Origin of the sequence: Pedobacter lusitanus (assembly GCF_040026395.1) — a bacterium.
Classification (GTDB): Bacteria; Bacteroidota; Bacteroidia; order Sphingobacteriales; family Sphingobacteriaceae; genus Pedobacter; species Pedobacter lusitanus.
The window spans coordinates 52,109-73,380 of the sequence record NZ_CP157278.1 but is presented as its reverse complement, the minus strand read 5'-3'; the positions used below and the strand labels follow the sequence as shown (position 1 = coordinate 73,380).

The 21,272-nt window shown below is 38.5% G+C and carries 25 protein-coding genes and 1 tRNA gene; 15 read left to right on the top strand and 11 right to left on the bottom strand.

Annotated elements, in window-relative coordinates; genetic code table 11:
* Nucleotides 1-91 precede the first annotated feature (91 nt).
* Both PL_RS00380 and PL_RS00375 read right to left on the bottom strand, forming a co-directional pair.
* A complete protein-coding gene (locus PL_RS00380; RefSeq protein ID WP_082036008.1) occupies nt 92-2,575 on the bottom strand; it encodes an ABC transporter permease in 2,484 nt (827 codons plus the stop codon).
* Between the two features lie 32 nt (nt 2,576-2,607).
* Nucleotides 2,608-3,294 carry a TMEM175 family protein gene (locus PL_RS00375; RefSeq protein ID WP_052496492.1) on the bottom strand — a complete coding sequence of 229 codons (687 nt, stop codon included), beginning with the start codon at nt 3,292-3,294 and terminating at the stop codon, nt 2,608-2,610.
* A 61-nt stretch (nt 3,295-3,355) separates the two neighbouring features.
* Between PL_RS00375 and PL_RS00370 the strand changes: the two genes are divergently transcribed.
* The 5 genes from PL_RS00370 to PL_RS00355 all read left to right on the top strand — a co-directional run bounded on the left by PL_RS00370 (nt 3,356) and on the right by PL_RS00355 (nt 7,852).
* Complete coding sequence (locus tag PL_RS00370; RefSeq protein WP_041884717.1) at nt 3,356-5,269, top strand: ATP-dependent DNA helicase; 1,914 nt, start codon at nt 3,356-3,358, stop codon at nt 5,267-5,269.
* Between the two features lie 99 nt (nt 5,270-5,368).
* Nucleotides 5,369-5,441, top strand: a tRNA-Lys gene (locus tag PL_RS00365).
* A 243-nt stretch (nt 5,442-5,684) separates the two neighbouring features.
* The gene (locus tag PL_RS25970; RefSeq protein ID WP_410429570.1) at nt 5,685-5,882 is read left to right on the top strand and encodes a hypothetical protein; all 198 of its coding nucleotides are present in this window, start codon (nt 5,685-5,687) and stop codon (nt 5,880-5,882) included.
* Nucleotides 5,883-6,281: 399 nt separating this feature from the next.
* Nucleotides 6,282-7,094 carry a helix-turn-helix domain-containing protein gene (locus PL_RS00360; protein WP_041884716.1) on the top strand — a complete coding sequence of 271 codons (813 nt, stop codon included), beginning with the start codon at nt 6,282-6,284 and terminating at the stop codon, nt 7,092-7,094.
* Between the two features lie 74 nt (nt 7,095-7,168).
* Nucleotides 7,169-7,852 (top strand): DUF6624 domain-containing protein, encoded by a 684-nt coding sequence (locus tag PL_RS00355; RefSeq protein WP_041884714.1) that lies wholly within the window; start codon nt 7,169-7,171, stop codon nt 7,850-7,852.
* A gap of 538 nt (nt 7,853-8,390) precedes the next feature.
* Here the strand turns inward: PL_RS00355 and ligD are convergent.
* On the bottom strand, nt 8,391-11,024 hold the full coding sequence (gene ligD, locus PL_RS00350) for a DNA ligase D (RefSeq protein ID WP_041881213.1): 2,634 nt from the start codon (nt 11,022-11,024) through the stop codon (nt 8,391-8,393).
* 158 nt (nt 11,025-11,182) lie between these two features.
* Here ligD and PL_RS00345 point away from each other — a divergent pair, with 158 nt between their 5' ends.
* The 8 genes from PL_RS00345 (at nt 11,183) to PL_RS00310 (ending at nt 17,587) form a co-directional block, all read left to right on the top strand.
* Entirely contained in the window at nt 11,183-11,953 is a 771-nt protein-coding gene (locus tag PL_RS00345) for a Ku protein (RefSeq protein WP_041881214.1), read from the top strand.
* A 70-nt stretch (nt 11,954-12,023) separates the two neighbouring features.
* On the top strand, nt 12,024-14,267 hold the full coding sequence (locus PL_RS00340; protein ID WP_235324513.1) for a hypothetical protein: 2,244 nt from the start codon (nt 12,024-12,026) through the stop codon (nt 14,265-14,267).
* 100 nt (nt 14,268-14,367) lie between these two features.
* Nucleotides 14,368-14,931 carry a ferritin-like domain-containing protein gene (locus PL_RS00335; RefSeq protein WP_041881216.1) on the top strand — a complete coding sequence of 188 codons (564 nt, stop codon included), beginning with the start codon at nt 14,368-14,370 and terminating at the stop codon, nt 14,929-14,931.
* Between the two features lie 212 nt (nt 14,932-15,143).
* A complete protein-coding gene (locus PL_RS00330) occupies nt 15,144-15,644 on the top strand; it encodes a CinA family protein (protein WP_041881218.1) in 501 nt (166 codons plus the stop codon).
* Between the two features lie 308 nt (nt 15,645-15,952).
* Nucleotides 15,953-16,459 carry a DUF421 domain-containing protein gene (locus PL_RS00325; protein WP_041881220.1) on the top strand — a complete coding sequence of 169 codons (507 nt, stop codon included), beginning with the start codon at nt 15,953-15,955 and terminating at the stop codon, nt 16,457-16,459.
* 89 nt (nt 16,460-16,548) lie between these two features.
* A complete protein-coding gene (locus tag PL_RS00320) occupies nt 16,549-16,767 on the top strand; it encodes a hypothetical protein (protein ID WP_041881221.1) in 219 nt (72 codons plus the stop codon).
* Nucleotides 16,768-16,900: 133 nt separating this feature from the next.
* Nucleotides 16,901-17,155: a hypothetical protein gene (locus PL_RS00315; RefSeq protein WP_152620299.1), complete on the top strand. Its 255-nt coding sequence runs from the start codon at nt 16,901-16,903 to the stop codon at nt 17,153-17,155.
* 105 nt (nt 17,156-17,260) lie between these two features.
* Nucleotides 17,261-17,587 (top strand): hypothetical protein, encoded by a 327-nt coding sequence (locus tag PL_RS00310; RefSeq protein ID WP_041881224.1) that lies wholly within the window; start codon nt 17,261-17,263, stop codon nt 17,585-17,587.
* Nucleotides 17,588-17,622: 35 nt separating this feature from the next.
* On the opposite strand, the gene PL_RS00305 is transcribed toward PL_RS00310, so the two are convergent.
* The 3 genes from PL_RS00305 to PL_RS00295 all read right to left on the bottom strand — a co-directional run bounded on the left by PL_RS00305 (nt 17,623) and on the right by PL_RS00295 (nt 18,410).
* Nucleotides 17,623-17,781, bottom strand: a complete 159-nt coding sequence (locus PL_RS00305) for a hypothetical protein (protein ID WP_162836339.1) — start codon at nt 17,779-17,781, stop codon at nt 17,623-17,625.
* Between the two features lie 137 nt (nt 17,782-17,918).
* Nucleotides 17,919-18,119, bottom strand: a complete 201-nt coding sequence (locus PL_RS00300; RefSeq protein ID WP_041881226.1) for a hypothetical protein — start codon at nt 18,117-18,119, stop codon at nt 17,919-17,921.
* A gap of 84 nt (nt 18,120-18,203) precedes the next feature.
* Nucleotides 18,204-18,410: a hypothetical protein gene (locus PL_RS00295; protein WP_235324514.1), complete on the bottom strand. Its 207-nt coding sequence runs from the start codon at nt 18,408-18,410 to the stop codon at nt 18,204-18,206.
* Nucleotides 18,411-18,723: 313 nt separating this feature from the next.
* Between PL_RS00295 and PL_RS00290 the strand changes: the two genes are divergently transcribed.
* Nucleotides 18,724-18,885 carry a hypothetical protein gene (locus PL_RS00290; protein WP_160292095.1) on the top strand — a complete coding sequence of 54 codons (162 nt, stop codon included), beginning with the start codon at nt 18,724-18,726 and terminating at the stop codon, nt 18,883-18,885.
* Between the two features lie 74 nt (nt 18,886-18,959).
* Nucleotides 18,960-19,319, top strand: coding sequence for a DUF4142 domain-containing protein (locus PL_RS00285; RefSeq protein ID WP_041881229.1), 360 nt, complete (start codon nt 18,960-18,962; stop codon nt 19,317-19,319).
* A 375-nt stretch (nt 19,320-19,694) separates the two neighbouring features.
* On the opposite strand, the gene PL_RS00280 is transcribed toward PL_RS00285, so the two are convergent.
* The 5 genes from PL_RS00280 to PL_RS00260 all read right to left on the bottom strand — a co-directional run bounded on the left by PL_RS00280 (nt 19,695) and on the right by PL_RS00260 (nt 21,177).
* A complete protein-coding gene (locus PL_RS00280; protein WP_041881233.1) occupies nt 19,695-20,051 on the bottom strand; it encodes a response regulator in 357 nt (118 codons plus the stop codon).
* A gap of 95 nt (nt 20,052-20,146) precedes the next feature.
* Nucleotides 20,147-20,323: a DUF6496 domain-containing protein gene (locus tag PL_RS00275; RefSeq protein WP_162836340.1), complete on the bottom strand. Its 177-nt coding sequence runs from the start codon at nt 20,321-20,323 to the stop codon at nt 20,147-20,149.
* Between the two features lie 29 nt (nt 20,324-20,352).
* The gene (locus PL_RS00270) at nt 20,353-20,529 is read right to left on the bottom strand and encodes a hypothetical protein (RefSeq protein ID WP_160292096.1); all 177 of its coding nucleotides are present in this window, start codon (nt 20,527-20,529) and stop codon (nt 20,353-20,355) included.
* Nucleotides 20,530-20,650: 121 nt separating this feature from the next.
* On the bottom strand, nt 20,651-20,824 hold the full coding sequence (locus PL_RS00265; protein WP_160292097.1) for a hypothetical protein: 174 nt from the start codon (nt 20,822-20,824) through the stop codon (nt 20,651-20,653).
* A 23-nt stretch (nt 20,825-20,847) separates the two neighbouring features.
* Complete coding sequence (locus PL_RS00260; protein WP_041881240.1) at nt 20,848-21,177, bottom strand: four-helix bundle copper-binding protein; 330 nt, start codon at nt 21,175-21,177, stop codon at nt 20,848-20,850.
* Nucleotides 21,178-21,272: the final 95 nt, after the last annotated feature.

The window sequence follows — 21,272 nt, the reverse complement described above, 5'->3', positions numbered from 1 at the left end:
AATAAAGAACATATCAGACAAGATAAAAAATCCTGTAAAATTTATTATTTCCGTCACAAATTGCGTGAAAGCTTAAATTACAGCCGATGATTTACTCGTATTTTAACGCATCAACTGCATTCGCCTTTGCTATTTTAAAACTTTGCATACTAATCGTCAGCAAAGCGATACATAAAGACATTACTGCAGCAAGAATAAAAGGTCCGGCAGCGATAGCGATCTTATAATCGTAACTTTTGAGCCAGTTGCCCGCAAAAATAAAAGCTACCGGGAAAGCGATTACGTTAGCGATCAGAACCAGCTTAATAAAGTCTTTATTCAGCAGGATCAGAATACTTTTCAGATCTGCCCCCAGAACTTTTCTGATGCTGATTTCTTTTTTACGCTGTTCTGCCATATACAAGGCCAGCCCAAGCAAACCTAAACACGAAATCAGGATAGCAAAGCCACCAAAGAAATTAGAGAGCACACTTAAAAGCTGTTCATTTTTCATATGCCCTTTCATATCATCACTAACAAAGGTTATCTCTGCCGGATAAGAAGGATTAAGTTGCTGACTGATTCGTTTTATGGTGTTTACAGCTGCAGACAGATTTTCCTCCGGATTTATTCTCATGAGCAAAACGTTGCTTCTATTCACGTTGTAATAGAAAAAGGTAGGCAGAGCTTTTGTCCCGACTCTTTCATTTGAAAAGTTTTTAATCAACCCTACAATAGTTAAAGGTGAATCTCCCCAACGTACCATCTTTCCTACAGGATTACTAATCCCCATAGTTTCTGCTAAAGCCTCGTTTACGATTATAGAGGCTGTATCTGCAACAAACTTAGGCGAAAAATCTCTGCCCTTTAATATTTCAGCGTCAATTGTAGCACTAAAATTATACCCTATGCTTCTGAAATCAATTACTGATTTGTCATTTTTTGCTTTTCCCGGCCAGCTAAAATCACCGGTAATTTCTCCGTTTTGAGCAAAGGATTGCGCAAATTCCGTTAAAGAACTAACAACGCCTGTTTTTTTGAGTTCAGCTTTAAAAAGCTCCAGTTTTTCAGGCTTTCTCCACTCTCCTTCCAGATTCATCTGCACCAGGTTATTCTGAGAAAAACCAAGTGGTTTATTGCGCATATACTGAATTTGCGAGTAAATAATTATGGCACAGATAATCATACAAATGGAGAGGCTAAATTGCAGGACTACTAAAATCTTGCGCACGGGCAATGAAGATTTGCCAATCCCTGTAAAACCCTTTAAGACCTTTATCGGAGTAAATGATGATAAATAGAATGCCGGATAACTTCCTGCCAGGAAACCAGTAAGTAAAACAAGTGTGATTAAAGTCAGCCAGAAAGGATAAGCGTTATAACTGATCTCCATAGCGATATTCAGCAGGTTATTAAAATAAGGTAAACTCAGCTCAAGCAGCCCGAATGCAATGATCACAGCTATTAAAGAAAGTAAAACGGACTCTATGATAAACTGTCCTATTAAAGATCCTCTGGTAGATCCTAATGCTTTCCGCACACCTACTTCCCTTGCCCTTTTTTCTGATCGGGCTGTAGATAAATTCATATAGTTAATACTGGCTATGAGTAATACACAAAATGCCAGAAAAGAAAACAGTTTTACCTGATCTATTCTTCCGCCAGAGGGCTTACCATTGGTAAATTCATTATACAAATGAAATTTGGCAAAAGGAAATAAAAAGGCTTCAAGCTGCGTGTGTTCATCATGTGCTTTGATCATTCTTCTCAGCCCTGCATCAACTGCTGCAAACTGACTTTTATCTTTTAGCTTAAAAAATGTCATACAAGTAATTGACCCCCAGCCATTTTCTCTGCTTTCCGGATGTTCCTGAGTATAAAAGTCCCAGTTTAATAAGGCGTCATACTGAAGACTTTGGTTTTTGGGCAGATCTTCAATTACCGCAGTTACTTTTAAAAATTTCCTGTTATCATACTTTATACTTTGACCTAAAGGGTTTTGATTACCGAATAACTTCTTTGCAGTTGCAGCAGTAATCAGCACAGAGTTTGGCTTATTTAATGCCGTGGCAGCATTGCCATACAGAAATTTATGATCAAAGATCTGAAGAAACGAAGGGTCTACAAATGATCCACTCAATTTATAACTTTCCCGTCCATAACTAAACAATTTGTTATTGTCACTGCTCAGCGAGAATCTGCTCACCTGCTCTATGCCTGGTAAACTTTGTAATGCTGTACCGGCTAGCTTATCCGGTGTGGCTATAGTAGTTGCCAGCTTTCCATTAATGTTTATATTTAACCTGGAAATGAAGATGCGGTCAATAGCTTTAAACTGCTTGTCATAGCCCCATTCATAACTTACATATAACAGCAGCATTAAACAGCTGGCCATACCAATAGCAAGCCCACCAATATTGATTAATGAAAAGCCTTTATTCTTTTTAAGATTACGTAAGGCAATTTTAAGATTGAGAAAAACCATAATAATAACGAATTTATGGATTAAAGTCCAATTACATGCCAGTTCGCAAACAAGCAGGTAAACAGCCTCCTTAAGCATTCTATGGCCGTACGAGGCAATTAAACTGTTCATTACCGGACATTTTCTGTTCACAACTGAACGCTTCAGCCTGCCTCTTCTTCTTCCTGATTATCTTCTATAATCTTTTCCAGGTCTTTACACTTTTGATCATACTGACGTTTCAATAAACCCATCATAAACGGGATCAGCAGTAAAAACACACGGCTGATACTATGAAAGGGCAATAATAATCCCAACAGGAAAACGCCAATAAAAATCGCAGGAACTGTCAGTGCTCTTTTTTGCTGATACCTTACAAAGTGAACATTTTCCAGTCCTTCACTCAGCTGATGTTTCGCATTACCGATATATCCCCATAAAACGGCAATCATACCTCCTGCAAATAAGATATTGAGTGTATATATCAAAAAAGGACTAATCAAATTCTGTCCTGTATATTCACTGTCAAGTGCAGTACTAAAAGGAAATAACACAATCGAAAGTAAAAAGAGCAGATTAAGCCAGACTAACTTCTGATTGTAACTGATCAGATAGTTCATCAGCTGATGGTGTACTGTCCAATACAGTCCTATAAAGAAAAAGCTAACAAAGAAACCAAGGAATTTTGGTGTTAGTTCCAAATACGCGTGCAGGACTTCCGAACTGGTGTATTCAGGCAACAGATGTGGTACTTTGATTTCAATAATCAGCAGCGTAATGGCAATGGCAAATACGGCATCGCTGAAAAGGATAATCCGTTCGATTTGAAAGATTGTTTTGGATTGAGACATCGTTAATTAATTATATAAAAGCTATGATGAATATAAAAAAAGAATCGGTTAAATTTGCCGAATGACTAATGGCGTGCCTTCTAATTCAATTTTTGACAAAATCTTATCCTTTATCGAGTATACTAATCAGAACATTTTTCTTACCGGAAAAGCCGGTACCGGAAAAACTACGCTGCTCAAAAGAATAAAAGAAGAGAGTACAAAAAAGATGGTGGTTGTTGCACCTACAGGTGTTGCGGCTATGAATGCAAAAGGGACTACCATCAATTCCTTTTTCCAGTTGCCTTCAGGCTCTTTTTACCCTGGTGAGATTAGCCTGGAAGATTTGCAGTCGGGCATTATTTCTATAGGATCAATGGTTAGCGATCTAAGTTATAACAGAGAAAAAACGGCGTTATTCAATGAACTGGAATTATTGATCATCGACGAGATATCTATGGTGCGCTGTGACTTAATGGATATGATGGATGCTATACTCCGCTCAGTAAGAAAAAACAATGCCCCTTTTGGCGGGGTGCAATTACTTTTTATAGGCGATTTATATCAGCTTCCTCCGGTAACCAAAAGAGAGGAATGGACATTTTTAAACAGAGCATATGCTTCTCCGTATTTTTTTGAAGCACATGTGATCCGCAGAAATCCTGTTCTGCAAATAGAACTGACCACAGTATTTCGTCAAACTGAACCTGAATTTGTTCATATTCTAAACAGTATCAGAAATAATCAGATTACTGAGGGTGACCTGGCTTTATTAAATAAAAGATATGATCCGCAGTTTTCTGCAACAGATGAGCTGAGCCCTATTATCATCACTTCGCATAATGCGGAAGCAAATACTATCAATAAAGCAAAACTGGATGATCTTTCGGGCGAAGAATATGTTTTTGATGGTGAAACCAGCGGAGAATTCAGAGATGCAGGGCTCCAGGCAGAACAAACGCTGAAATTAAAGGCAGGTGCACAGGTTATGTTCATTAAGAACGACAGCGGGGATAACAGAAAATTCTACAATGGGAAAATCGGAAAAATAAAGTCGATTAAAGAGGGTGAAATTTATGTTTCCTTTCCACATGAAGAGGATTTACTGCTGGAAAAATCTTCCTGGCAATCGTTTGAATACAAAACTGATCCGGAACAGGTTATTGTGCAGCAACAGGTAGGTGAATTTTCTCAGTATCCTATCAAACTGGCCTGGGCAGTAACTATTCATAAAAGTCAGGGCTTAACATTTGATCATGCAATTATTGATGCCGGAAAATCATTTATAGCAGGACAGGTATATGTTGCCTTAAGCCGTGTAAGGACACTTAACGGGTTAATTCTCAGATCTAAGATCAATACTGAAAGTCTGAGATCAAATACCGAGGTGATCAGTTATATGAAACCAGTTCAAGAAGAAGAATTAGGAGGTCTTCTGATCAGCGGTCAGCAAAGATTTATTCTTCAGCTGGTACTTAACCATTTTTCTTTTAACCGCCTGCTGACCGAACTGGAAACAGTTACTTCCAGACCGGAAATTGTTAAGGCAAATAACCCTGAGTATGCTGCTATATTTACTCAGCTTAGAAAAGCTATTAAAAACCTGATTGTATTATCAGACCGTTTTCAGACTCAGGTGATTAATTTGCATGCGCAGACTGGATTTGATGATTTGCCGGCACTACAAGCAAGAATAGATTCGGCAGTAACCTATTTCATCAAAGAGATTAATATGCAGATTCTGAATCCGGTGAACAAAAACATCAGGATTAAGCCTAAAAATAAAATTCAACAGGAATTACAGCATCTTTTTCAAAAATACAGACAGGTAATTGAATCCAGAATCGCTCTTTTACAAGTGGCTGGAGGATTATTAAAGGCCCCTATTCCTGTTAATCATTATGTATCCTGGATTAGTGAACATCATTTACGGGCAACTGTAAAGACAAAATCATCTTCAGGAAATCAGCAATCGACAACTCTTCAATTGTTTTAAAAGAGGGTTTAAAATTATTATTTCAAATTTTGTTAAAAAATTATGCGAGGTTCGATTTTTTTTCTATCTTCGCACCTCCTTAAACAAAGGGAATTAATTGATTCCGTAGCTCAGCTGGTAGAGCATTACACTTTTAATGTAGTGGTCCTGGGTTCGAATCCCAGCGGGATCACGAAAGGCGCAAGAAATTGCGCCTTTTCTGTTTAAAATGTATTTCAAAAGGCGTTTTTCAAAAAATAATAAGTCATTTCATACCAACTGAAACCAATCTGAATGGTGCCATAACTGGTGCCCGATTCTAATTGGTAAGTTTGGGCACCAGTCAAAAAGATTCATTTGACTCCAAATTATTAAAGAGCAAGCTGTTACCGGGTTATCCGGCCTAAACAAGTTTTTAACTTTAACAGATTGAGAAATGAAAAGTAACCAAAACCTATCCATTCTTTTTTGGCACCGTAAATCAAAAGCTGACATCAACGGCTATGCCCCTATTATCTGTAGAATTTCCATTGATGGAAAACAGACAGAATTCTCTATAGCCCGAAGGATGTGGATTGAGATCAAAAGTTTCGTGCGGTTTAAAATATTTGTTAGGCAAGGCTTTGGGTGTTAATTCTTCTCACATGGGCAATAAAAATTGCTTTACCCAAGTTTAACGATTATTAAGCTACACCTTAAAACATAGGGAAACAATTTTAGTCTATGTATGAGTGGTAATCACCGATATAGTTGTTATGCTCATTCCTAACCAAGCTAAATTATAAATCATTGATACGGCAGGTAAAAATATGAGTTGCTTTTTATGACTAATCTCTTAACCTTGGCTTCATCTGATATTATTCGAAAGCGTGTTTCTTACACTGCTAAACCTTGTTGAGTAAGTTTTTCTCCGAATTCTTTTTGTGACAAAAAAACAGAATGTGCACAGTTTGTGTACAAATAAACTACAATCTTATTAACTTTAGGATGCATCTTCATTTTGACGAAGTTTATTTTAGATAACCTGAAAAATATGTTTACCAATATTATACCCGTTTCTGATAAACTGAAAAGATACATTACCAGTTTTACAGTATCCCAGAAAGGAAGGGCCTTTCCGTTAAGGTATACCGCGTTTCCAAATCTGGGCACCTGCCTAGCGTTTTTTAACCATACTTTGATCCGGATACAACCACAAGAAGTTACCTTCACAAAAGATGATACTCAGGGGCCGGAAATTATCTTATTGGGTAGGCTAACACGCCCAACACTAATCACATTTAATGATCCCGTAGATGAGATAAGTATTAATTTCACCCCATGCGGCATCAATTTTTTTTTCGGAATTCCATTTTTAGAAATGGCAGGCAAGTCGCATCAGCTGCTGAAGGAATCTACATGGACTGAATTTGCCTCACTGCTCTTTTCACCCCCCCCAGAAAAAAGAATCGAAAAACTGGAAGCATTTCTTTTGTCAAGTCTGAACGAGCACAAAGGAGATACATTGGAGCGAATTTTTAACAGCACGGCTGGAATGGACAAATTGACGGTTCCAGCTCTGTCAGCTATCGCCTGTATGTCTGAAAGAACTTTCTTAAGATATTTTAAAAAGTATTTTGGTTGCAGTCCTTCAACGTATAAAAAAATACTTCGGTTTAGAAATGTACTTGATGCCCGATATTCAAAAAATACTAACTCGTACCATAGATTCTTACTTGCAGAAGATTATTACGATTCATCGCATTTCAGAAAAGAGTTTATACAATTTACCGACTGCGCACTGAGGCAGTTTAAAAGAGCTTCCTTCCTGCCGGGGAATGGAAGTTCAGTCTTTAAACTAATGTAAAGATTGTCCGATTTATACCTGTTTGCCTTTTTGCTAAAACGTACTTTTGATAAGTAGAATAACCCATTACCATTATGAAGACAATATTCGTATCGTTACTAACAGTCATTAGTATAAGCTGCTTTGCTCAAAAACCAGTTAATGTTGAATTAAAGAAGCAATTGGATACCATTTTAAGGACTGATCAGGGTATAAGGGAATTCCTTGATTCAGAAGTAAAGGAAGAAAGAAAAGATGCTATTGCTCAATTACTGAATTACCCGAGAACTGTACTGGATAAAAGTGCGTCGAGAATTATGCGAAAAATTGATTCGATAAACATCGAAAAGGTAGAGCGTATAATTACAAAGTATGGCTACCCAGGAAAAACACTGGTGGGCGAACCTGAAAACACGGCTGTGTTTTATGCAATACAACATTCAAATAAAATTCCAAAATATTATCAACTAATAGAAAAGGCGGGCAAGGCCAAGGAATTACCGTATAAGTACACGGCCATGATGCTTGACAGGAAACTTACTGGTGAAGGTAAAGAACAAGTTTACGGCACACAAGTATATATGGAAATGATCAATAATCCTAAAACGGGCAAGAAAGAGCCTTTTGAATATGTAATGCCTATTAAAGATGCTAAAAATGTGAATAAAAGACGGAAAGAAGCAGGTTTTGACTCTACAGTTGAAGAGAATGCACTAAGGTTAGGCGTGGTTTATAAAGAGTATACAAAAGAGCAAATAAGAGAAATTACTAAACAATAGAGCAACTCTATATAAATCAGATTTGAGTGTAAAAGTTTTAGTTTTTGATTATTGGGTTGTAGTTTCTTCCTTAAGTAGAGGTAACTTATGCATCATATACCAGTATGCAAATCTATACTCTAAATCTATATGTATGAAGATAATAACTCAGTTATTTAAAACGAATATGTCGAGATTTTTATTGGCATTTCTTCTAACAGTAGGGCTATTCCAAATAGAACAATCAAATGAAATATTCAATGTTTTTTGATGTATTTTAAAGGAATTTATGATATATTTATATCATAGCATTTGCAGCTAAAATGTATTAAATAAAAGGTGCGTTATTCGGGGAGTCGAATTACAAAACCATCTAGATATTGTTTAAACGCTGATATTTGAACTGGGTTCGAATCCCAGCGGGATCACAGAGTATATAACCTAAGCGAAAAAAGCTTGCAAATCATATGATTTGCAAGCTTTTTTCGCTTAGGTTATATACTCAAAATTCAAACATGTTTAATTAATAACAATTCTCGTTTAACAAAATAAAGAAAGCTTAACCAAAAACACTTTTGGCCTTATTGATAGCTTTCTCCAGATCAACCCCTTTGCCAAGTACTCCTTTGAACAAATCCCCCTCAGATTTCAACCTGGCTACGGCATTAGAAATATTAAAGTCTTTCATGGCCAGTCCAGGTTTCACTTCATCCCAGTTCAAAGGCATAGAAACCGTCGCACCAGGTTTCGGTCGTAAAGAATAAGGACCAGCAATAGTAGCTCCAGGCCGGTTTTGAAGGAAGTCCAGGTACATTTTACCCTTTCGGTCCGAAACCATTCTTTCCAAAGTTGTATATTCTGGTATACGCTGATGAACCAGACTAACAATGATCTTAGCAAACATCTGCGACTGGTCATAATTATAGCGAGCAGCCATTGGGATGTATATATGCATCCCCGTTGAACCCGAAGTTTTACAAAAACAAGGTACATCCATTTCATCAAGAATATCCTTTACAACGAGTGCTGCTTCAACGACCTGATCAAATGTGTTTTTATCAGGATCAAGGTCAATCACACAGTAATCAGGATAATCTGGTGAACTAATCCTGCTGAACCAGGGGTTCATTTCTATGCAGCCAAGAGAAGCCATCCAGAGCAACGTTGCTTCATCAGTGCCCACCAGATATTCCTTCTTTTCCCCTTCACTAGTTGTATAAGGAAACGTTTTCGCCCATTCAGGCGCCTTACCCTTCACATCCTTCTGATAAAAACTTTTCCCATGGATTCCTCCAGGGAAACGGTTCAACGACATTGGCCTGTCCTTGAGATAAGGCAAAATATATTCTGCAACCTGGTAATAATAATTAAACATATCCCTTTTGCTTACTTTATCCTTCGGCCAATAGAGCTTGCTAAGATGCGTAAACTTCAAATCATGCCCATTGATCTTACGTACTTGGGTCTCATCTTTTGGGTTTAATAACGTTTTGCGTGCACTTGCCTTTGGCGGCGTTATCGCTTTGGCATGCAAGTCTGCTTTCGCTATTTCTTTTTCCGGGATGTCGAGGTCCACAATAGCCTTAACCTCTACCGCCGTTTCACGGACTACATCTTTAGCTTTTTTGTCAATACGCATCCCCACAAAAGAAGGATGACGGAAAACACCTTCTGCAGTAACCTCCGTAAAATTCACCTCGCACACCAATTCCGGCTTTAACCAGGTAGCTACAGCATTTGGTGGGTTTGGGCGGAAACGAGATGGCTTGTTTACATCTGGAATTTCTGCAAAAGGGCTTTTGTTTACAATCAGAGGCTTAAACTCTGCCATCATCGTTTTCTGGGTTTGATCAGAAAAACCTGTTCCAACCTTGCCAACATAATGTAAGTACCCATTTTCATAAACACCCAACAAGAGTGAACTGAATTGCTTAGAAGTGTCTTTATTTCTAGTAAAACCAGCGATAACCACTTCCTGTCTCTTATGGATCTTTATTTTGAGCCAGTCGCCAGAACGATTATCCGCCAGGTACGTACTGCTTAATTTCTTAGCTATAATTCCTTCCAGTCCCATTTTTTGGGCTGCTTTAAAAAAATCAGTACCACTACTATGAAACACCTTACTTAAACGGATCCGATCATCTTCCTGAGGTAAAATACTCTCCAAAATATGCTGCCTATCTTTTAATGGAAGATTGGTCAAGTCCTTTCCATCATACCAGATTAGGTCAAAAATGTAATAAACAAGGTTACCATCCGCCTCACTGCGCCAGTTCTGTAAATCAGAGAAAGTAGAGATTCCCTTATCGTTCAACACTAAAATCTCTCCATCAACTACGACATCTATTTTCCATGTTTTCAGCAAATCATAAATAGGGTAAAACCTATCATTAAATTGCTTATTGTTTCTAGATAGCAACTGAACATCCCCATTTTTCAACGTAAACCCCAATGCCCTATAACCGTCCCATTTCACTTCATAAACCCAATCGGGATCATCAAAAGGCTCATTAACCAAGGTCGCCAACATAGGCTTCATGCCAATCGGTATCTTTCCTCTTGGCGCCTTTTTAAGCAGCAATTTGACATCCCCATCATTCCGCCATACTTTTTCGCTATTTTTCGCCATTGCGGCAATAGTCTTTCCAGAAAGCACAGACTTATCTTTTTCTGTAATGTCAACTGTAGAAGCAAACTCATCCTTATGCTTAATTAATAACCAGCTATTCTCGCCCATTCCATGGGTTTTTACCAATGCATATTCTCCTTGTAACTTTTCCCCATGCAGCCTGATTTTTAATGATCCGGCATGCAATAAATGACGCAGATACTTATCCTGGGCATCCTTCCCTTGAATCTCTTCGATGGGCTCATACGTTCCTTCATCCCAAACAATTACAGTACCTCCTCCATATTCACCCTTGGGAATAATCCCTTCAAAATCTTTGTAACTATAAGGATGGTCTTCCACCATCATAGCCAACCGCCTGACCTTAGGATCAGTTGAAGGGCCTTTAGGAACTGCCCAGCTTTTTAGCACACCTCCCATTTCCAACCTAAAATCATAATGAAGATTGGTTGCATTATGCTTCTGGATCACAAAATGCAGCTTACCTGTGTCCTTGGATTTCCCGGTCTTAGGCTCCTTCGTTTTAGAGAAATTCCGTTTCTTTTTATATTGATCAAGTCCCATACTAAAACAATCTAATAGGCAATTAACAAACACCAGCCTTGTTCTGTTCTGAAAAAGAATCAATGTATCCCGATCAACAAGTATTCTGCCAATTCCAACAAAGTCTGGATGAAACAAATTTCAAGGGCCCTTGTTAATAACTGAAGAAATGATTTGATATGAAGGCAGTTTGGAAAGGATCCATCGGATTTGGATTGGTTAATATTCCGGTTAGGCTTTTCTCAGCAGTTCAGAATAGCACTTTAGATTTGGATATGCTGGATGAAAAAGACCATTCGAGAATTAAATTTAAGCGGATAAACGAAAATACACGAAAAGAAGTACCATTCGATAAAATAGTAAAAGGCTATTTATTGAAGGAAAAGTATGTCATCTTAGACGAGCAGGATTTCCTGGATGCCAGCCCTGAGAAAAGTAAAATGATTGAGTTAGAGAATTTCGTAAACATCGACGAGATCAATCCTATTTACTATGAAACCTCGTACTATGCAGAACCCGAAAAGCAAGGAAATAGGGCCTATGCGTTACTACTGAAAGCATTAATCAAATCGAAAAAAGCAGGTGTCGCAAGATTCGTTCTTCGCAGCACAGAAAACCTGTGCATTATTCATCCCATGGACAATGTTATTGTTATTACAAAAATCAGGTTCCCGGAAGAGATCCGCCCCTATAAAGAACTTGATCTTCCATCACTTACGGCTATCAATAAAAAGGAGTTAGATGTTGGCCTCGCTTTGATAAAACAATACACTTCCGAATTTAATATTGAAGGCTTCCATGACGAATACAGCGCCGAACTTTTAAAAATTATTAAGGCAAAGGCTAAAGGAAAACGGGCGATTGTGAAAAAACTAAAACCAAGAGAAGAGCTTAGCGATGATTTATACGGACAGTTGATGAAAAGCTTAAATGGTAAAAGGGGGGCCTAATTTTTAAATGTAAAAACAAAGCAGCCGGATTAATGTTGATTTCCATCAAATTGAACATTAAATTTTGCTTATGATGAATGCACTTACACCGTGGGCCGTATCTGCAAGTGCAGAACTGGCTGCCGATACTGGAGCAATCTTTGAACGGGCATCAGATCATTTTCATTTTAAAGTAACCGCTACTTCGGATTCCATCTGGATACAAACCGAATTACCTGGTGGCGGACGTGTCGCTTTTCGTGCGGCCTATAGTCCAGGAACTAACCTTGAGATCACAAAAAATAAAAGTAATCAACATCAGGGGATAGATCTGGATGTGTCATCTGCAATAGGTAGACAAACGGTCAGTATCATCATTGATCAAGCTGAACAATGGCCGGTATTGCACTATACCACTACTCTCGTGCCCGCCAAAGATCTATCAATCCCCAGCTGGCCAAAAGACATTTTATTTAATGGAAAAAATGACAACCCTGAACAAACAAAAGGAAAAATTCATGCAAGCCAGTTTGGTGCCAGAACAGGATTTCTTTACGTGAGTGAAACTACGCCGAAGTCTTCAACGCTGCTTTATCTGCAAAATCTCACCGCTTTATCAGGTTACTGTGAACAAACTGAGACCTCCCTGGCTGATACTGTGGGTGGAGAATGGCCAGAACTTGGTTTTTCTTTGCCTTCTTCGAAAACACCAATAAAAGCAGGCAAAAAAGTTATCCTTTCCGATGCTTTTATCGCCTTTAGCAATGAAATACCGGAAAAAGAACCCGCAATAATGCGTTTGTTTCTGAATCTCTTAGCCAGAATATACCTATTGTTGCCCAGGCCAGAAACTCAGTACAAAGACTGGCCCCAAATTCTCGATAATGGACTAAGTGACCTGATTGAAAGTCCGGGCTGCTGGTCGCAGGTAGCAGGTCAAAAGTATTTTAATGCTTATGTCAGCGACTACGAAACCCCACCGGAAATCATGGTACAACTCGCTGTGCTGCTCCCCTTGCTTGATTACGTAGAATGGAGCAAAAAAGACCTGGAAGTAATGAAAACTATACGAGAAGGCCTGCCCTCCTTTTATGATAAAGAATTAGGTACTATCATGCGCTGGCTTCCCGCTGCTGAAGACAGGCTTAAAGGAGAAGAAGAGCAGAAAGCTCCCAAAGTCATGGATTCCTGGTACCTCCACCATCCTCTGCTTAATCTCTCCAGACTAGCCCTAAAAGGAGACAAAGTAGCTGAGGAGTTGTTCTTGGAATCACTGGACTTTGCAATCAAAGTAGCCCATCACTTTAAATACAAATGGCCGGTATTCTATAAAATGGACACCCTGGAAATCATCAAAGCCGAAACCGCCGAAGGCAAAGGCGGGGAAAAAGATGTAGCGGGTATTTATGCCCATATTATGCTCCAGGCCTGGGAACTAACTAAAGAAAAGCGATATTTAAATGAAGCCGGGAAAGCCGCAAAAACCTTGCAGGGTTATGGCTTTGAAATTTTTTACCAGGCCAACAATACGGCTTTTTCAGCCGGTGCCTTACTCCGGCTCTATAAAATTACTGACAATAAACTGTACCTCGAGCTGAGTTACATGTGTCTGGCAGGGATATTCCGGAATGTACAGCTTTGGGATTGTAATTACGGTTACGGAAAGAACTTTCCAAAATTCTTCTCTCTTTATCCCTTAAATGATGCGCCTTATACTGCGGTATATGAAGAACAGGAAGTTTTCTGCGCCTTCCATGATTATTTAAAACACGCAGAAGATATAGACCTGCTTCCCTCGGCAAAATTGCTTATCGCAGAGTACATTCGATATCTGGTAGACCGCGCAGTTTACTATTATCCGACTATGCTCCCGAAAGATATGCTGGAAGAAAAACCCAAGATTGGAGAAGTAGCCCCAAAACTTTGGATTGCTCTTGAAGATCTGCAGGATGGATGGCTTAAATCAGGAACAGTTGGCCAGGAGGTTTATGGAGCGGGTAACGCATTCGGTATCCTACCGCGACATTACCTGCAAATTCCCGATGCACCATTCATGGTTTATGTAGACTATCCAACTTCGGGATTTAAGGCCGTTAAAGGAAAAAACATCCGTTTTTCCATCTTGGGGGATCAGCGGCTTCAGTGCAGAATGATGATCGTAAAAACCACCTCATCAAAGTTGCCGGCATTTACCGTGACAGCAAAAGGAATAAAGTCCCCTTTAAAGGGAATACCATCAAAGGACGGGCATCTGGAATATCTGTTAACCGGTAACCAGCAGATCACCATTAGCTGGCGTTCCAAAAAACAAACTGTTAATAGTTTTGTCAAATAAATTAAACAACATGCAGAGACAAGCGTTTTATATTTCAAACGCCTCTTTATAGAAAAAGATCAAAAACAAATAACATGTCGTCTAACTAAAAATAATTATTATGGAAACAACAGTAAAAAAGAATGCAAAAACAAGAAGTAAAAAACCAAGTGGTAAAACTGGAAAAATGGAAAATTCAGAATTTCATGAATTCTTTGTAGATGAGCTTAAGGACATCTACTGGGCTGAAAAACATCTGGTAAAGGCCTTACCTAAAATGAAAAAAGCGGCAACCAGTCCGGAACTTGCCTCAGCTTTTGAAAAACATACTGAAGAAACCAATAACCACATTGCCACCCTGGAGCAGGTATTCCAGTTGCTGGATGAAAAAGCCCAGGCAAAAAAATGTGATGCGATGGAAGGATTGCTGAAAGAGGCCGATGGTGTCATTGAAGATACCGATGCCGGCACTTTGATCCGTGATGCCGGACTAATCCTTGCCGCTCAGAAGGTGGAACATTATGAAATTGCCACTTATGGTACATTAATCGTGTTCGCACAAAACATGGGGCACAATGACGTAGCTGAACTCTTGCAATTTACCCTTGACAATGAAAAAGCTACCGATGTTGTGTTGACTGAAATAGCAGAAAGTTATGTTAACGAACAGGCAACGGCCGAATAAGACCAGACGGAAAGCCTCAGACCTCATTGCACTGGGGCTTTCAACTACAACTTTGCTCTATTGGATGGAAACAGCGCAACTGCGATTTAAAGGAAGGGCTTTATTGTCTTTATGACCATTTACCTGCGATCACCTGAGTCGAAACCTGTTGACGCTCCTCATATGGAAACAGGAAATAAATCATTCGAATAATATCAATTAGAGCCATACACATGAGAAAGGATATAGATCTCACCCATTTACTTGCGTGCGGGGAAATGCTCATCAAGCATAACCTGACCCTCGCGTTTGCAGAAAGCGCTACTGCGGGACGCCTCTCCGCTGAATTTGCACTGATACCAGATGCAGGGAAATTCCTTAAAGGTGGTATCGTTTGTTATGATGCAGATTTAAAATGTACCCTGCTGGATGTGCCCCAAGAGCAACTTAAAGCCTTTACCCCTGAATCTGAAATCGTTACTTGCTCTATCACGGCTGGTCTGCAAAAACTTATTCCCGCTGATATCCATATCGGCTGCACCGGACTCACCGCACCTGGCGGCAGCGAGACCACAGATAAGCCTGTGGGTACCATGTTTTTGTATGGGGTTAAATCACGTGAATTGCTTTTTAGCGAAAGGTCAACCTTCCAGGGAGCACCTGAAGAAATTGTCCGTCAGACTGTCGAATTCCTGGCCCAACGCCTGCACAATTACTTGAAATTCCTGAAATAAGCTACCCGGACGTTTCACATTTATCAAAAAAAACCGTCTTTTTTCAAAGACGGTCTAACACCTTTAACTGCTCTATTTATCATCAAATATTGATTGCACACGTAAAAAATATGGATAATAAATTCAGTATAAAATCACTGATAAAGAGTGAAGCTCAGACAAAAAAATGGTTGCCATGATCCAGGATTTTCTAAGTTTAGCACGATAGCGGGAAGGAAAATTACAGATACAAAAAAGAGAGTTTGAATTAGAAATTGTTTATAAAGTAATAATATATTTGGATTTGTTCATTTAAAATTTTCTAAATAATGGAACTTATTGTAAAACTCTTTGGAGAAGACAAAAACCTTACGACTTTAAATATGAGTTTAAGGGCTGTTATGGTATATTTAATTTTACTTCTGCTCATTAGAATTTCAGGAACACGTACTCTTGCTAAAAAGACGGCTTTTGATAACATTATAGTTATCACTGTGGGCGCCTTACTTAGCAGGGTAATCGTAGGTGCATCTGAATTTGTTCCAACGGTTACTGCAGGCTTTTCATTGGTTGTTGCCCATCGTTGTCTTGCATGGATTAGTTTGCGACACCCATGGCTGGATAAATGGATTAAGGGATCCAGAAGACTGCTTTATAAGAATGGGATAATCCACCATCAAAACTTAGTGAAGAGTCTCATGTCTGAAGAAGATTTGTTGGAAAGTGTAAGGACAGGAAGTAATATAGATACACTTGAAAAAATAGAAGAAGCCAGATTAGAACGTACGGGCGAAGTAAGTATTATAAAAAATAAATTTATCACACTTGGCAGCTAAAATACTCATTCTGCAATCTGTACCAATTTAAAACATAAGCCAAAATGGATTGTTTTAATAAAAATAGGTTTTAATAAATACTTACGATCATGGCAAATCAGCAAAATAACCAAAAAAAAGATGAAGCGCCTAAAAAAACTGTTTATAAAGAGACACAGGAGCGCATCAACGAAAAGAAGCCAGATAGTGGAGAAACATCTTCTGTCGCCGACATGGGAAGAACGGACCTGATCTCAAGACCAGAGAGAAAACATAAGCCGCTTGGATCAAGTCATGAACCTGGAACTATCCCAGGTACTGACCTATAATAGTTTAAAAAGGCCGCTAAAGATTATTTAGCGGCCCTCCATAAATCAAGGCCTATTTACTTTGGAAAATCAAGGATTTCAGGCATGTAATATTTGAATGGATTTTGCAATTACCCAACTAAATAAAACACTTATGAAAAATCGTGAAACACCAAAACCAGGCTCTAAGAAATATGATGTTGAAAAAACAGAAGATTTAACCACTCCTAAATATCATAGCAGCACGGATCGCAGAAGCAGTCATGAGTTACCGGCAACGGAAAATATGAACGATCAGCCCGAAAATAAATCCGATAAAAAAATAAAGGACAAAGATGTTCCAAAAACTGATTTAGGTAACAAGAGGGACAAAGATGAAAAACAACATGAAAAAATCATTACACCCTAATCTAAGTTCATAGAAAAATAGATAAGAACATCCGGTTCCTGGATATAACGATCAATACGAAGTTTTACCGGAGACCATCTGAAGATTACTATAAAAACAAGCGATATGAAAACATTAATCAAAACTATGCTACTGGCCCTAGGGACCAGTATTTCAGTAGGCAGTTTCGCCCAGGACAAAAAGAAAGACACCGTAAAAATAAATCCAGACCCTGAAATCAAAAAAGCAGCTAAAAAAGTAGGCAACAAAACTGCCGAGATCGCCGTGAAAGGTGCCTCAGCAGTTGTAGACAAAACCTACAAAGGCAAGGCTGGTCCAAATGGACAAACCATTTACATTGATAACAAATCAAGGTATTATTATGTAAATGCGAAAGGTGCAAAAGTATACTTACCTAAATCTAAATTAAAAAACAAGCCGGTAACTCCTTAAACCACTGGCCTAAAATTCATTCAATTCAAAAACAATTAAACATGATCATCTTCATGTTTTTCCGGCTTTATTTCAGACTTGTTCATCTCCCGCTCAAAGTCCTTCTGATCTTTCCTGTTTCTGCGGATCAGAAAAACCAGTAATAGCACAGCAAGAATAATTGCCAGTATTCCAATAATATCGTTAGTTTCCATATGACCTCCTACAATTAGATGAACGCATTTATTTATTTGACATACGCTCCAATCTTGTTTAACCCCTAGTCCTAATAATTTACCGCTGTGAACGCCCATTTTGCTGTATCAGCACTTTATAACTCAGCAAAATCATTTTAATAGTCTACATAGACCTCCCTCAGCTCTTTCTCCATCGCCATCCGATGTACTGCAAAATTATCCACCAGTTCATTAGAGCGCACGCAGCCGATTATATCATATATTTCAGGGTCATATAAACACCATTCCATAAATTCATGAAAAGAAACTGGCCCATGCTGACGAATCCGACCGGCAATGCAATCTGATAACTCCATAACATTTGTCTTACCCGACTCTTGCCACAAGTTTATAAAACGTACTTTACTCGCCGTTTGCTTTGTGGTCCTGGTAGAGCAAGTCTAACCGATCTTTTTCAAAGTCGTTAAAGAAATCTCCCAACTGATTTCTTCCAGATTTTCACTTTTACTAAATTCCGAAAAATGTATCCTGAGGATACCTTCATCGCTATTTATTTCTGTTCCTATGACTTTGGCAGGAACTCCGCCACGTTTTTCAGCCCATTCTCTAATGGCCTGATGATTATGGGTTTGATTTGAAGTACTCATTATCGTTGAATTTAAGTTTAACGTGTAACCATTCTATTCTCCTGCCCAATAGAATCTGCTCTCATTACACTAGTATCTGCCGGAACGGCTTTCATATCCGCAGTATCTATCACCGCGCAGTTATAAGAAGGACTGGATTTTTTGTTTCATGGTTTCTTCATTTTTTAAGTGTTTTAACTCAGGAACTTAACCAGATATTTTAAAAACAATCCAGGTTTGGATTGGTTCAAAAAAACTAAACAAAAATCAAAACCTGATTGTTGTATGGGCTCTGTAAGGAGATACTAACTTATAAACCTTATATAATCACATCATGGAAAAGAAAAGAAAAAGAATTCAAAGCCCTGATCCCGCCAAAGAAGCTACGCTAGTTTCAGGTTCAACTAGACAAAACATAGTAAAGATGGTTTCTTATCGGCAATCAAAAGATAAGGAGCTCAATTATCTGAACAAACCGCATATGCTATTTAAATAGGATAAAAACCACACCATATCTGAATGTAACGCTTGTTTACATAGATTAATATTCAACTTTTTAATCTGTATGTTATGGAAAATTTCAAAAACTATGCCATTATAACCGTAGCAGCCTGCATGATAGCAGTAAGCAGTGCCGGCAACAAAACAGGATTAGTAAATAAGGATGTAAGCATCCTTCTCAGTCCACAGAAGGACACAATTAGTACTGAGCAGTTTATCAAACAGTTATCGCTTTCTAGTGCTAAGGAAATCAATCTGTCAAAACTTGCTAAACAGAAATCAAAAAATTCAAAAGTCAGGGAATATGCTGTAAAAGCAATGGACGCCAGCATTCTGATTTATTCAGATCTGAAACCATTTGCAGAACCCAGGAATATTACGCTTGCCGATTCGACAACCTTTGTTCCCGATCAGCTCATTTCTGCTTAAAAAAAAGCCAGCCACAATGATTTTGACAAGCAATACCTATCCATTACAATTGAAGACCATAATCAGGTTATTGCCTTGCTGGAAAAGGGAACAACGCTCAGTGATACTGCTATTGTGAACTTTTCAAATAAACAGCTTACGGTATTCAGGGGAAACCTGGAAGAAGCTAAATTTCTTTCTAAAAACTTAAGTAATAGAAAAACGACCGGTGACCAGCCCACAAAGAAGCAATGAGTTATCCTAACTAGATTTCATCCCGTAGATATCACCAAAAATTAATATTATAAATAACTATAAAAGGGGCACTGCCCTTTTTTTTTAAAAAACATTACTCCATTTTAAATAGTAGGATATGGGCAATTCCATACTGCTTTTCTATTCAGGAATGTATTTTCTAAGAATTGTGTATAGCAAATTCAGATCAAAAGGTTTACGAATGTAGCCATCAAAACCATTTATGCCATACAAACGGTCAATATTATAGTTACAGCTCATGGCAATTACCGGAAGGTGTGGATAGCGTTGTTTGATTTCAAAACAAATCCGCTTACAAGTATCCCCGTTCAGTCTGTAATCTAACAATACCACATGAGGTTTATACCGATCAACCAAAGCAAGAAAATCCTCAGCAGCGTTTTGAACTGGCAAAACATAAAAGCCATCCATAGTTAAGGCTTCAGTCAAGACATCCAAAATGGCAGCATCTGTATCCTGTACAATGATGGTTTCCATGAAGCCCGCTTTTGATTCGTTTAACCTAGGTACATATATTCTGTAACAAAACATCGCCAACCTGATCTGTCTGTACCCGGTACAATAGTAGCCAGTTAAGATTTCTTTTTTGGGACTTTAGCCCCTGCTTTTCTTGCTTCCGACAAGCCGATCGCAACAGCCTGCTTTCTAGTGGTTACCTTTTTGCCGTTTCCGGATTTTAGTTTTCCCTCTTTCATTTCATGCATCGTTTTTTCTACTTTCTCCGATGCCTTTTCTGAATACTTTGCCATAACAATAGATTTAAGTATTGGAATTATGATTAAATTTCAAACTTGTTTACAGGTTTGGAAATGGCTTTAGAAGCTAACATTTTTGATTTCCCCCAGTCCCAATCTTCCCTAAAATCCTCGTCCGCATGAAAATAATATCCCCTAGCTCCTTTTAAGCCTTGTTTATTTGTTTTAACCTGTTTGTTTATTCTACCTGTATTTTTCATCTTCCTATATTTTGATGCAGTTATTAACAATCTGATAAATAAAAGGTTTGTCATAAAAAAAAGCCAGGCAGATACAATACCCTGAAATAGAATCTGCACACTCGCTTTTTGGTTCCATAACTTAAGAATTCTCACTTTTCATTCGTTTACGCTGCTCTTCTTCCGCTTGTTTCACCTCATCCTTTTCGGAAATAGGTGCTTCAGTTCGTAGCTTTTTACTTTTAGGTGGAGCTACACTACCCGCTTTGGCCATCGCTTTGTCCGTATCATGACCAGATTTTTCTTGCGTTTTCATAACTACTTTTTATTTAAGGTGTATTAAGCAACCATTTTTCTACATTCCTGTGCGCAATGCAGACAAGCTTCTGCACATTCCTCACAATGCTCGGTATTGTGTTTACCACATTCCGTTCCGCAGGCATCGCAGATCTCTGCACAAATCCTACATAAGTCTTTAGCCTGAGGACTTCCTAGACTCATCAGTTGAGCAGCAGCATAACAAACCGAAGCACACTGCATATCCAGTTCAATACAACCGGCCATCATTTCAACATCTTCTTCTTTAGTGCAGGAACTTGCACAGTGGTCACAGATTGCTGCGCATTCCAGACATGCATCAATGCATGATTTCCATTCATGATATCCCATAACTTTATATTTAGTAATTAAAAAACATCTTTAATCCTGAATTGATTTGAATTCCTAATAAAATGACATACCAGCTTTGCTCAGATGATATAGAT